A 12,510-nucleotide genomic window follows, 5' to 3' on the forward strand; every position below is an offset into this window, starting at 1 on the left:
GACATGCCTCAGGCAAGCGGACTGCAATTCACCGCCACAGTTGGCGAATACTCCTCTGATCACTTTTCCGTTGTTGGCTTTGCGCTGACAGAGCGGCTGTCCGAGCTGTTCCAGGGACGTCTTGATCTCGCCAGTGCCGATTCGTCCGTTGGCGCCTCCAGCGTTCTGGAGCAAACGGTGGATCTGGTGGTCTGGCGGGACGGGGCGCCGCTGCGTCGCTTTACCGGTGTGGTCAGCGAATTTTCCCGTGGTGATTCCGGCCATCGGCGTACCCGCTACGAACTGGTTTTCCGGCCACCGCTTTGGCGCCTGGCGCTTATGCACAACAGCCGTATTTTCCAGAACCGGGGCACGGATGAGATTGTGCGTACCCTGCTGGAGGAGCGGGGGATTGTCGATACCGTCTTTGACCTTAAACGCGGCCCCGAGGAGCGGGAATACTGCGTCCAGCATCGGGAAAGTGATCTGGCCTTTGTTGAACGTCTGGCTGCCGAAGAAGGCTGGCACTACCGCTACCAGCACGGCAGCCTCGATGGCCAGGAGCCACCGGCCCTGATTTTTGCCGATCATCATCGTGATCCGCCACGGCTTGAGGCCGTCCCATACAAAGGCACAGCCGGGGGCAGTACCCGAACGCCTTGTGTGTTCCGGTTCGCTTACCGGGAACGGGTACGTCCCGCGTCGGTCGTCATGAAGGATTACACCTTCAAAAACCCGGCCTACGCCCTGATGCATGAACAGTCTGGTGACCAGCTCGTCCACCGGGAGGATTACCAGCACTACGACTACCCCGGTCGATTCAAACAGGATGCCAGTGGTCGGCCGTTCACTGAAGCCAGGCTTGCTGCCCTGCGCAGCGACGCCAGCACAGCCTTTGGCGAGAGCAATCGCCCGGATTTTGCACCTGGGGCCAGGGTGCCCCTGACCGACCACGACAACGAAGCCATGAATCGCGACTGGCTGCTCACGGCGATCACCCACACCGGCTCACAACCCCAGGCCCTGGAAGAAGAGGGTGGCAGCGAACCGACACGCTACGCCAACCACTTTACCGCCATCCCTGCAGACCGAAGCTGGCGGCCACTGTGTAAACACAAGCCCCTGATGGATGGGCCGCAGATGGCTGTAGTTGCCGGCCCGGAAGGTGAGGAAGTTCATTGCGACCAATACGGCCGCGTGAAAGTTCGGTTTCCCTGGGATCGCTATGCGGCAAATGATGAGCACAGCAGTGCCTGGCTTCGGGTCAGCCAGGAGTGGGCCGGCGGCCAGTATGGTTTCACCGCACTGCCGCGGATCGGACATGAAGTGATCGTTTCCTTCCTGGACGGCGACCCGGACCAGCCCATCATCACCGGCCGGACTTGGCACGCCACCAACACACCGCCGTATTCGCTGCCGGAACACAAAACCCGCACCACCCTGAAAACCAAAACCCACAAGGGCGAGGGCAGTAACGAGCTTCGGTTTGAAGACGAAGCCGGCGAAGAACAGATCTACGTTCACGCCCAGAAAGAACTGGCCCTGATCACGGAGAACAACCGCACTGAAGTCATCAGGAACGATCGCCACCTGACCGTGGGCAACGACCGCAAGGCCCACATCAAAGGCAGTGACCACGCCACGGTGAACGGTGAAAAACGGGAGAAAACCGGCAAAGACCGTAGTTTCAACGTCACTGGTACGTTGCACCTGAAAGCCGGCACGGCTTGGCTAACCGACTGTGGCACCGAACTGCACATCAAGGCCGGCCAGAAAACCGTTATTGAAGCCGGTGCGGAAATCACCCTCAAGGCCGGTGGCAGTTTCGTGAAGATCGACCCCAGCGGTGTGGCTATGGGTGGCGCTGCCATCAAGCTGAATGCCGGAGGTTCGCCGGGTAAGGGGAGTGGGCAGAAGGTTCAGGTGCCGGAGATGCCGGGGTTGGTGGATAAGAATGGGGGGGCTGTTGCGCCGTTGGCCCTGCCGGAGACACAGCAAAGACCGATGGCGAAGTCCGACCAGATGCGCGCCATCAAGAATGCCGCGAATCAGGGTAAGGGAATTTGCCAGGTCTGCTCACCAGAATCACAAGGTGCGATCTGATGGGGCATCTGGCTGGACTTCCCGGTGAGGGAAAGACGTTCATTCTTATTGATGGCGCCAAAGTAAATAATCTGCCCCAAGTTATTTATCGTGAGATCGAAACACCTCATTGTGATGCGCTCTACAGGCAAACGGAGCTTGCCGACCTATTGGAAATTTCACCGTGGCTGGTTGAAACGGGAATAGATAGCTCGCTGACACTTAAATGCTTCAATGATTGGAAACATCAGGGTGTTGCCATCGTATTGCGGGCTGACTGCCACTTCGAAGAGGTCATGCAACACTTGCGTGGATTGCTTATGGCGAGGTTGGTCACGGGAGATGAGGTTGTTTTCCGGTTTTATGATCCTGAAATCGCGCGGCACCTGTTGAAGCTGGATTCGTCAGGTGAAAATGTGAGGCGATTGATGGGGCCTTGTAGTCTGTTTGCCATTCAGGATCGCCGCGAGGGTGAGTGGGACTACTTTCATAACGATCAGCCCAGTAGTGAGCGGCCGGCTGAGAGGTTTAGCATTCGTGAGGAACATCAGGTTGCCATGGAAAGAGCGGCGGAAAAGACAGCCCTCAGGAAGCTCGAACTTCACGTTGCAAACTACTTTCCCCGTTTGCTCCAAAAAACCGATGCAGATGGGCAGGATTGGGGGATGGTCTCTACGCTAGTCGACGCGGCGAAAGCGCGGGGGTTGTACAGCACCCGCGATATCGCCCTGTATATCAATACGACTGGCTGGCTTGGACGCCATGCATTCGACGACAGTGAAGTACAGAATCTGTGGAAAGAGAATTCCGCAGCGCCAGGCAAAGCCATAGCGCGAATTGCAGAATTCGCCGAGAAAAAGTCAACGGAGGGACTGGTTCATGGGTAGCGCTAACAGCTCAGCGTTTATACAGGGTGCTGATGACATAGACTCAGCGGCACAGATGTGCCCGCTCCAGTTCAAGACAGTTGCGTTGTATCCGGTACGTTGGGCGATCAGTCAGGAAGAAGTAGCGCTGCCCCCTCACTTCCGACCGCCCACCGTTGCGCTTGAAACCACGCATTACTGTGTACGAAAACTAACGCCCGGGTGGGTGTATATGTTCTCCGAAGTATTCGGAACGCTGCATGAGTATCGTGTTAACGAACAAGGCGAGTTGACAGAAGTGCAGCCGGGGTTCAACTCGGTTCTTCTTTCCGCTGTGGACGCACAAAGCGCTTTGCCCGCCTTACATCACCCGGCGGAAGGAAAAGTTTTTCTTAAGTTTGTGCGACATCGATGGACTTCCCGTTTGCAGGAACTTGTACGCACGGATGCGGAAATTCGCGAAGAGCACATGCAGTCGTTCGACTTGAGTAGCCTCCCTGAAAGAGGTGAGGCCGTTAATATCAGTGAAACCGAAGCGATAAGCGAGGTGGTTGAAGATTTTCGGCCAGAGCCAGTGGATTTCGAGTGGAGCTTGACGGATTTTGCACAAGGAATCAGTGAGTCGGATTTGCAGGGTCAGTGCAAAAAAGAAACTCAATTCTCTTACTGCGTCGCCCTTGCCGATGAAATAGGTATCGCCTCTGAGCTGGGCCAACTCCATGCCCTTCATGTAAACCTGATTACGAATTATGCGGAGGAGAACGCCTACGCCTACACCACCTCCCAGATGGTGGATGCGCTCATTGCCCGTGAGGCCAGCAAGAAGGAAACGGAAGACGACCGGCAAGCAGTGACCGAGGAACTGAAAGAAAGAATTCGTTCAGGGGAAAAAGACGCGTTCGTTGAAAGCTACCACACACAGATTGAAGAGTATGACCAGGCCCGTGCACTGGTGTTCGATGACTGGAAGCGGTGGATCGACTCCGACCAGTTGGCCGGGAAGCTGGAGTTCAACGACTGTTATTGCGCGGAAGGGTTCGAGGCGGTTGAGCAGGAACTGGCGGATATACTGGACGGATATGTCGGTGCGGAAAAGGGCAAGGAAGACGCCGAGCGGTGGTTGGAAGCAGACGAAGGCGAAGCCGGCACTGTCGGTAACATGCTCAACACCGTGTTGTTTCTGGCATCTGCCACCAACGGTATTGCCCAGAAACTGAAAGACCTCCCCGGTTTTGATTATGGTCGCCTGAAGATTGTGAACAAAATCTTCGACATGCCAGCGTATGTGCGCGTGAGCACCGCCACCGACGTCTTGATGCTGGAATTTGCCGCCCCCGCCGCAAAGATGGGAACCTGGGCAAAAGACCCTCAAACCTGGCCGCGGTGGAAAAAGTGGACCAAGGCCGTCCAGAAGCGCTATGGCATAGATGTTCATCGGCAGGGAATAACTCTGAATACCGCGACGGACCTGCTCACGGCGGTCCACCGCAACTCACTGGAAGCCGCTGGCCATAACCTGTCTGAGCTGACAATGACGCCGCTGGCTGCCGGCATGGCGGATGCCAGGATCAGGAATTACCTGCGAGGCACCATGATCGACGTTTTCCACTTGACCCCGGACTTCAAGGACAACCCCTTTGGCTGGCTTCATACCCGGTTGGACCCGGTGGTTGAAAGCATTAAACAGAACCGGGGCAAGTTCATTGGGGCTGTGACCTTCTTTCACGCGATCAATGTGGCCAACCTGTTCTCAGGTCTGAAAGAGACCCAAAAAGACGTGATGCTGGGTGATCGCTCCGCCCTCGAACGTTGGCTGCCTTTTATGGATAGTCTGGCCAGTGTGGCCGAAGGTGTCATTAACGGCAGTGCTTTATTGGCAAATTCCGAACACATGCAAGTGCTGAAAACGAGGATATCAGCGACAACAGGATTAAAGGTTTCAGTGGTCCTTGGTGCCTCTAAAGAACTCAGGGTGGTGGGACTTGTAACGAAATTAATTGCAAAAGGAATGGTTAAGACTATTGCGATCGCTGGGCCGATATTAACGATGTGGCTGGAGTTTAGGACTATTAACAGGTCGTTGGAAACTGGACACCACGCCTCCGTAGCCTTAGGAAGCGTACAGTTTGGGCTCAGTGTCAGTCTTCTTGTTGTACCCAGTTTGGCCGCGATTGGGGTCTTTTCATTAGGTGTGGGTGTGGCCATAGGTGTTGCGCTGATCATAATTTCCGTCGCGATCGGCATGGTGCAGGCCTATATTACTCGATCCCGGATTGAAGATTTCCTATCTCTGTCTTTCTGGGGTAACGCGCCCACGCTGCGATACTGGGATCGGCAGCCCAGGCCATCGAACGGAGAGCTGCTGGAGGAAAGCCGAACCGCCATTTCTCCGAATGAGGGCGTCGAAGTTAGACGCTATTTCGAAGCGGAGCTGGATGCGTTTTATTACATGCTGTTCTCTCCCATTGTGCGGATAACTGAGCATATCGGAGTTCATTGGGATACAAACCGGGGTGAGCATCAGATCATGTCGGAAATGACCTCTTTTGTGGTGTGTTTACCGGGTTACAGTGATGGGACTTGCACGTATTCCATCAAGCTGTTCGAGTTGGACACCAACTGGTTTGAGAAAGATGAATCGAAGGATATCTCAGACCTGTTTGATAGGAGGAAACAGTTAGACTCTTTTACTGGGGGTGTTTTATTTCGGTTTGACCACTACAACCACAACAAGTGTGACCAGCTTGGAATGCTGATTGAGTACGTCAAGGATGGCCGGAAAATCACGGGCGAAAGCGGACTCCGCCTCATTCTTAATGGCAACGACGTAGAGGAGTTGAGTGTCGATGAAAGACTCGCCTTTGAAATGTGATTTTCCGGAAACGAATCTGGAAGGCTTGCTTGAAACCAGGGTATTCCACACGCGGGGGGCGCGACTTGCGAGTCCGCCGGCAAAGCCAGTGGTTGGTGTTTCTGATTCGTCGGAAGATATGGAATTGGCTGTTGCTTACATCTGCGAACGATTTATAGATATACGGACGGCATTTTCCCTTTTCCGAAGAGGGATGCTGGTTGTGGTAAATATATTTATGGTGATCGTTCTGTTACTAATGTGGTTTATCGATAATTTCTATTCGGAAGCATTAATGGCAACAGCGGCCTTCCTTGTGCCAGTATGGGTTACGTTCTATCTATTCGAGATTTTCTTTCCACTAACGCTGCCGATCAGAATTGATCGCGCAGGTAAGAATGTCTACGTTGTCCGTTGGGGTACCTGTTACCAGATCCCTTGGGAAGATCTAGAGGTGGCTTTTTCATACAATTGGCAATATTTTGGTTCAGGCGTCATGTGGGATAAGCAATATTACGCTCATATTTATCTTCGGGAAAAGTATTATTTCTGTGGAAGGCGTCCCAAAAGGCAGCTGGAGCGCAAGAAGATTTTTTCTTGCTATAAAGAGGAAGATCTTTATCGGAGGTGGAACTTTGTTTTGAGGTTTTTTAATCAAGGCCTGCTTCCTGCAGACTCCAGTAATCTTGAAGTGGCTAATTACGACTCATATTTGGACGGGATGCAGGGGAAGCCTGTAATAGCAAAGATTTTTGGTCATCTGGTATTTATTTTTCTTATGCCAACAGTTATTTGGTGGAAATTCTCTCCCTTCAAATACAAATGGCCGAAGGAAGTCGAGGCGATTTTTGGAAAAGTTAATTATCATTGAGTTTGAGGCCTACCTTAATGGCTTCGGTCTTTTTCATGAAAGACTCGCCTTTGAAGCGTGATTTTCCGGAAACGGGCCCGGAACAACAGCTGGAAAAGAAACTGTATCGCACTCATGGTGCTCGGCTCGCCAGTCTACCGGCCCGAAAAGTTGCGGTGGTATCCGATTCTTCGGAAGGGTTAGACCATGCCGTTTCGATTGTTCAGCGTCGCGCTGCCGGTGCTGATTTCCCTTCTGTTTTCATCTGTGGCGGTAGCGAAACCGCCCGGGCTAACACTCGCCAACGTGTATCAAAAGGACATGCCGCTGGACGGCTACTGGATCAGTAAGAAACTCGGCGGGGTGCGCGCATATTGGACCGGCGAGCGATTTCTTTCCCGTGGCGGACATGAGTATCGGGCACCCGGTTGGTTCACCATAGGGTTTCCGGCGCGCCCCTTGGACGGTGCACTCAGGGTAAACATTCGTCGAGTCAAGGAAGTTCACCGACCTAATCCAGGCTCCGGGGGCACTACGGTCGCCAAAACTGAGTTGCAGGAATCCCAGGACGGCGACTGGTGGGTGCATCGGAGATTTTTGCCTGACGGCATAGAATACTGGCTGGAAACTCCGAGACCCAGAGGGCTCGTGTTTCACGAATGGAAGATAAGGGCGCGGATGGTTGCGGATCTTGGTACTGATAGAGAGTACGTATTTCCTGCGCCGCCGGTCAGGGATCCTCTGGTTTACCAGGAGTTCAGGCACGGGAATCATGAGGCTCCGGACTTTACTAAAGATGGTGCTCCGTTCTGGGCTAGCTTGACTACCAATCGGCGAGCATTGAGTGTTCTTTCTCATCGACAACTGAACACTGTGGAGGAAGCCTCAGATGTTTGAAAGCTCGTATTACGGCCCTACCGCTTGGCACCCCGAGCGAGACAGTAGTCCACGTCATCGTGGGCAGTTGGATCAGCGTTCCCGGGGTTTTCGCTTTCAGTGGGAGGCTGGGCAGAAATTGTCCAAAGAGTATGTTCCCAACATGGTCCCGGGCGACTTTCTGGAAACCTGGCTGCCGGGACAGGATGAGGACACTAACTGGTACGTTGAAGAAGGCCGAGGTGAGGAGAGGAAGAGAGTTCCGATGGCCTGGATCAACCAGGAAAGCATTCGCTGGGCTACGCTGCCAGGATCTTCTTGGCGATGGTTATTGCTCAAAGTTTTTGCGAAGTTTACGTTGATTTTAGGGGGAGTGGGAATTTTCCTTGCTTCCGTGGCTGTTACGCTCCTTCTTGATGTTAGCGCCGAAGAAAAGAGGCAGTTATTCCTAGAGGGCTTTTTGCCGATAGTTGTCTATGGAGGGGGCGGCTGCGCTCTCATTTGGGGGGGGGTCAGCCTAATCGAACACCTCTTTCCCAGCTGGATCTACAAAGCCCCCAAAGGCCCCCTGTGGGAATTCAACCGCCGAACCGGGCTCGTCACCGCCTTCCGCAATCCCAAGCGAAAACGGGACGCTGGACAGATTGCCTGGCAGTCACCGTTTGCCGACTTTGATGGCTATGTCCACACTGGCCCGACCCACCAGGGCTTACCCCTGTACTACGGTGCGATGGTTCATCGTTTCCGGGAAGAGGCGCTGCCCCTGACCGACTTCCAGGCTGCGTCCAGCAACGATGAAGACCACAAGGCCCTATGGAATTTTTGGCTGCAATACATGGACAGCACCGCCCCGCTGCCGGATATCCCGCTGTTTGAGCCGCATCGTCACAAGGACCCGGTGACCGCCGAGCATGACAAACGCAGCGGCCGAAATCCCCGTTACTGGCGGGATATGGACGAGGCCACCTACAAACAGAAAACAGACGAAATGTACAAGCGCTGTCTCAAAGTCTTCAGTTTCGCCAGCAGGTGAGCTTACCTCCTCCTCGCTGAGGTGCTAGGCTTTCCAACGACGTAGAAGGCATATCCTCGAAGGTGAGCCATGGAGTTAACGAAGTGAAAAGGAGTTCTTTGTGAAAGCATTTCTGGTTCTGATCTCTGTCTGCCTTATGCCCCTCTCGGCAAACGCCGGCGTCTACAAATGGGTCGATGCCAACGGCCAGACCCATTTCGGGGACCGTCCACCAGCTCAGGCAGCATCAAGTGAAGTTACGGTAAAGGCCGCCCCGGCCAGCGTGGATGCTGGAGCCCGGGAGCGGCATCAGAGGATGACCGAGTTTCTGGAGCAGCAGCAGGAAGAGCGTGAGACGCGGCAGGCTGCCAATGCCAAAGCCGAGGAGAAGGCGGAGAAGCAAGCCGAGCTGTGCAAAAAGCTTCGGGCGCGCCTCAAGTTTCTTGCCAGCGTTTCGACCTTCTACAACATCAACGATCAGGGCGAGCGGGTCTATGTCAATGAGGCCGAGAATACCCGTATTCGTGAGGATTTCCGGGAAAAGGTGAGGAGCACCTGCGGAAACGACTAATACGCGGATGCTGACCAGGGGCGGAAAGGAAAGTCTGACCTCTGTAGGAAAAAGCAACTGAGAGCAAAGGAATTGCCATGCCGTTTCGATTGTTCAGCGCCGCGCTGCCGGTGCTGATTTCCCTTCTGTTTTCCCCCGTGGCGGTAGCGAAACCGCCCGAGCTGACACTCGCCAACGTGTATCAAAAGGGCATGCCGCTGGACGGCTACTGGGTCAGTGAAAAGCTCGACGGGGTGCGAGCATACTGGACTGGCGAGCGATTTCTTTCCCGTGGCGGTCATGAGTATCGGGCACCCGGTTGGTTCACCAGAGGGTTTCCAGCACGTCCCCTGGACGGTGAGCTCTGGATGGGGCGGGGCCGTTTTGCGGAATTGTCAGGGGCGGTGCGTCAGGTGGTGCCCGATGACAACGATTGGCGGCGGATTCGGTTCATGGTGTTTGATCTTCCGGATAAGGAGGCAACCTTCGACCAACGTTTGGCCCGGCTGCGTGTATTAATCCAAGAGGTTGAATCACCCTACATGGCGCTTGTCGATCAGCAACGGGCGAGCACCCATGAGAAACTGATGCAGCGTTTGGATAAGATCGTCGACGGCGGCGCAGAGGGTTTGATGTTGAAGCTGGGGTCCAGTCACTACCGAAGTGGGCGCTCCGATGATCTACTGAAAGTAAAACAGTATCAGGATGCCGAAGCGGTGGTTGTTCATCATCTGCCGGGAAAGGGCAAATACGAGGGGCTGATGGGGTCACTGCTGGTGGAGTTGGACGATGGCAGGCGATTCCGGATTGGTACGGGGTTCAGCGATTCCGAGCGAGCGTCTCCTCCGAGACCCGGAACCACGATCACATTCAAGCACTATGGCCTCACAGCCTCAGGGCTGCCCCGCTTTGCCAGCTTTCTCCGTATCCGGAATGATGAACCTGCGCGGTAATTGAGCGCACAGGCTCACTGGCGCTTGACGGGGGTCAAGACTGGCAAGCGCAGCTAGCCATACACTGGAATGAGTCAAATACATCTCATCCCCCACAGTCATGGAGACTGCGCGAATGTCCCTGGAAAAACACGATCTGATTCACGAACTGCCGGAATCCAAAGAAGCTATTCACCTGCTGAAGACCAACAGCACTCACTTCGCCAAGCTTTTTGATGAATATCATCAAGTGGATCACGCCGTTCATCGCATTGAAACGGGCGCTGAAAACACCTCCGATGAGTATCTGGAAAACCTTAAAAAGAAGCGGCTGAATCTGAAGGACCAGTTGTTTGCCATGATTCGCGAGTATGAGGCTTCGGCGGCTAGCTGAGGGCAACCTGCCAGATAATCCAGCATCGGCTGTCAATTGGCCGTAATCCTCCTTGGGGAGACTGTTGATAAGGTATCATTGGTCTCACAAGGAGGAGGTTATGACGTTACGGATCCTTTCGGGGCTGGTGCTGTGCTCGGTACTTTCCCTGGCACAAGCGGCGACCGTTGAAGAGCTCTCTCAGCAATCAATTGCGCTGGCGCCTGAACAGTCGGAGCCCTCGGTCCATCTGGGGCCACGGCCTTTCTGGCTGGTTGGTGCAATGGACGACAGTCCGCTCAAAGAGCGTCTGCAAGCCTGCAATACCGACACTGTCGAGAAAACGGATTTCTCCATCGGCCACCGGGGCGCACCCCTGCAGTTTCCCGAACATACTCGTGAATCCTACATTGCGGCAGCGCGCATGGGTGCGGGTATTCTGGAGTGTGATGTCGCCTTCACCAGGGATCGGGAACTGGTTTGCCGACATGCCCAGGACGACCTTCATACCACCACCAATATTGTTGCCGTTCCGGCGCTGAACGCCAAGTGTACCCAGCCTTTTGTGCCCGCCGATCCTGCCACGGGCACGCCGGCACAGGCCGAGTGCCGCACCAGTGATATTACCCTGGCCGAGTTCAAGTCACTGGAGGGCAAGATGGATGCCCACAACCCAATGGCAACCACGCCGGAGGAATACCTGGCTGGAACCGCAGACTGGCGCACTGATCTCTACTCCAGCCGGGGCACCTTGATGACACACCGTGAGAGCATTGAGTTGTTCAGGGCTCTGGGCGCGAAGTTCACTCCGGAACTGAAATCACCGGTGGTTACTATGCCCTTTGAGGGGGATTACAGCCAGCAATACTATGCCCGCCAGATGATCCAGGATTACATTGATGCCGGAGTAAAGCCGGAGGACGTATGGCCTCAGTCCTTCAACTTGCAGGACGTGCTTTTCTGGGTAGACGAAATGCCGGAATTTGGTCGGCAGGCAGTCTTCCTCGACCAGTCTGAGTCTACCCTTGTGAACGCGTCCGCAACCTATATGGCTTACCTTAAAAGCAGGGGTGTGAACATTTTGGCGCCGGCGCTCTGGAAGCTGCTGACTCTGGACAGCCAGGGGCAGATCGTTCCGTCCCGGTACGCGGAGAATGCGCGCGAAGCCGGCCTGAACCTGATTGCCTGGACCGTCGAGCGCAGCGGCCCGCTGGAGAATGGCGGCGGCTGGTACTACCAGACAGTGACAGACGCCATTAACAACGACGGCGACGTGCTTACCGTGATCGATGTTCTGGCCCGAGAGGTAGGTGTCATCGGTATCTTCTCGGACTGGCCAGCCACCACAACGTTCTATGCCAACTGCATGGGGTTGGTGAGGAAGTCGCTGAATTAAACTAGTTGTTTTTTCGAGGTTAATTGCGGATTACGGGATCTTAGTCCGGGTTTAACCCGGTAGGGCAGGAATTCCTAGTAGGGTGAGTTCAGGTAATTGAAAGGCAACTTTCGATTTCCATGGAATGAAAGGATATTTGAACTCATTAGGAGGAACGCCCTATGAATTCCGCAATCCGTTTTACCAGCGCCGCACTGTTCACAGCCTCGTTTGTTACTGCGCCCGTGGCATTAGCTCAGAGCAACGTGGAGAGGGACCAGTCAGGCCCGTATGTCAGCGGCAGCTACGGTGGCTACAAATCACACGGCGGCGAGTTCGAGGACGAAAACGATCTGCTTGGCGCCGCTGTCGGCTACCAGTTCAATCCGTTTTTTGCCCTGGAGGCGGAGTACATTGATTTCGGCAACTTTGGCGAGGACGACGTTGAAGGCAAGCTGAAAGGCTTTGGCCTGAGCGCTGTTGGCCGTCTGCCTCTGACCGACAGCTTCGGCGTCTATGGTAAGGCCGGCGCGTTTGCGTCTGCGTTCGATGTTGATGCATTCAACGAAAGTGAAACCTACGATGAGGTGTCGCCCTTTGTCGGTGCCGGTGTGGATTTCCGGGTAACGCCCGCTCTGACGGCATTCGCGGAATACAATCGCTACAACGTCGACATTGATAAAGAGGACTTCAACGGCCAGGTAACCAACAGCGGTCCGGAGTTTGATACCGGTCGGGTCGGCCTGAAATATCAGTTCTGATGA

General features: G+C 54.6%; 11 protein-coding genes. All 11 read left to right on the forward strand.

Annotation, left to right across the window (positions count from 1 at the left end; all coding sequences use genetic code 11):
• Window positions 1–3 precede the first annotated feature (3 nt).
• A complete protein-coding gene (locus EDB94_RS10915; protein WP_108018367.1) occupies window positions 4–2,082 on the forward strand; it encodes a type VI secretion system Vgr family protein in 2,079 nt (692 codons plus the stop codon).
• Window positions 2,082–2,948 (forward strand): DUF4123 domain-containing protein, encoded by an 867-nt coding sequence (locus EDB94_RS10920; RefSeq protein ID WP_108018368.1) that lies wholly within the window; start codon window positions 2,082–2,084, stop codon window positions 2,946–2,948. The genes EDB94_RS10915 and EDB94_RS10920 overlap by 1 nt, the downstream gene beginning before the upstream one ends.
• A complete protein-coding gene (locus EDB94_RS10925) occupies window positions 2,941–5,799 on the forward strand; it encodes a toxin VasX (RefSeq protein WP_108018369.1) in 2,859 nt (952 codons plus the stop codon). Before EDB94_RS10920 ends, EDB94_RS10925 begins: the two co-directional genes overlap by 8 nt.
• Window positions 5,774–6,649: a DUF6708 domain-containing protein gene (locus tag EDB94_RS10930; protein WP_108018370.1), complete on the forward strand. Its 876-nt coding sequence runs from the start codon at window positions 5,774–5,776 to the stop codon at window positions 6,647–6,649. Before EDB94_RS10925 ends, EDB94_RS10930 begins: the two co-directional genes overlap by 26 nt.
• Window positions 6,650–6,835: 186 nt before the next feature.
• Window positions 6,836–7,525, forward strand: a complete 690-nt coding sequence (locus EDB94_RS20890; protein WP_228743725.1) for a hypothetical protein — start codon at window positions 6,836–6,838, stop codon at window positions 7,523–7,525.
• Window positions 7,526–7,769: 244 nt separating this feature from the next.
• Window positions 7,770–8,537, forward strand: a complete 768-nt coding sequence (locus EDB94_RS10940) for a hypothetical protein (protein WP_146162208.1) — start codon at window positions 7,770–7,772, stop codon at window positions 8,535–8,537.
• A gap of 100 nt (window positions 8,538–8,637) precedes the next feature.
• A complete protein-coding gene (locus EDB94_RS10945; RefSeq protein ID WP_227510596.1) occupies window positions 8,638–9,087 on the forward strand; it encodes a DUF4124 domain-containing protein in 450 nt (149 codons plus the stop codon).
• 77 nt (window positions 9,088–9,164) lie between these two features.
• Window positions 9,165–10,019 (forward strand): DNA ligase, encoded by an 855-nt coding sequence (locus tag EDB94_RS10950; RefSeq protein ID WP_108018372.1) that lies wholly within the window; start codon window positions 9,165–9,167, stop codon window positions 10,017–10,019.
• A gap of 115 nt (window positions 10,020–10,134) precedes the next feature.
• The gene (locus tag EDB94_RS10955) at window positions 10,135–10,392 is read left to right on the forward strand and encodes a YdcH family protein (protein WP_108018373.1); all 258 of its coding nucleotides are present in this window, start codon (window positions 10,135–10,137) and stop codon (window positions 10,390–10,392) included.
• A 100-nt stretch (window positions 10,393–10,492) separates the two neighbouring features.
• Complete coding sequence (locus tag EDB94_RS10960) at window positions 10,493–11,767, forward strand: glycerophosphodiester phosphodiesterase family protein (protein ID WP_108018374.1); 1,275 nt, start codon at window positions 10,493–10,495, stop codon at window positions 11,765–11,767.
• Between the two features lie 161 nt (window positions 11,768–11,928).
• On the forward strand, window positions 11,929–12,507 hold the full coding sequence (locus tag EDB94_RS10965) for an outer membrane beta-barrel protein (RefSeq protein ID WP_014578628.1): 579 nt from the start codon (window positions 11,929–11,931) through the stop codon (window positions 12,505–12,507).
• Window positions 12,508–12,510 lie beyond the last annotated feature (3 nt).

The sequence above is a fragment of the Marinobacter sp. 3-2 genome, from assembly GCF_003751355.1.
Classification (GTDB): domain Bacteria; phylum Pseudomonadota; class Gammaproteobacteria; order Pseudomonadales; family Oleiphilaceae; genus Marinobacter; species Marinobacter adhaerens.

Bases quoted from the DNA above. Each gene is read 5' to 3' on its own strand.
- EDB94_RS10940 (WP_146162208.1), top strand. From the start codon at position 7,770: ATGGCCTGGATCAACCAGGAAAGCATTCGCTGGGCTACGCTGCCAGGA.
- EDB94_RS10920 (WP_108018368.1), top strand. From the start codon at position 2,082: ATGGGGCATCTGGCTGGACTTCCCGGTGAGGGAAAGACGTTCATTCTT.
- EDB94_RS10925 (WP_108018369.1), top strand. From the start codon at position 2,941: ATGGGTAGCGCTAACAGCTCAGCGTTTATACAGGGTGCTGATGACATA.
- EDB94_RS10965 (WP_014578628.1), top strand. From the start codon at position 11,929: ATGAATTCCGCAATCCGTTTTACCAGCGCCGCACTGTTCACAGCCTCG.
- EDB94_RS10950 (WP_108018372.1), top strand. From the start codon at position 9,165: ATGCCGTTTCGATTGTTCAGCGCCGCGCTGCCGGTGCTGATTTCCCTT.
- EDB94_RS10930 (WP_108018370.1), top strand. From the start codon at position 5,774: ATGAAAGACTCGCCTTTGAAATGTGATTTTCCGGAAACGAATCTGGAA.
- EDB94_RS20890 (WP_228743725.1), top strand. From the start codon at position 6,836: ATGCCGTTTCGATTGTTCAGCGTCGCGCTGCCGGTGCTGATTTCCCTT.
- EDB94_RS10960 (WP_108018374.1), top strand. From the start codon at position 10,493: ATGACGTTACGGATCCTTTCGGGGCTGGTGCTGTGCTCGGTACTTTCC.
- EDB94_RS10915 (WP_108018367.1), top strand. From the start codon at position 4: ATGCCTCAGGCAAGCGGACTGCAATTCACCGCCACAGTTGGCGAATAC.
- EDB94_RS10955 (WP_108018373.1), top strand. From the start codon at position 10,135: ATGTCCCTGGAAAAACACGATCTGATTCACGAACTGCCGGAATCCAAA.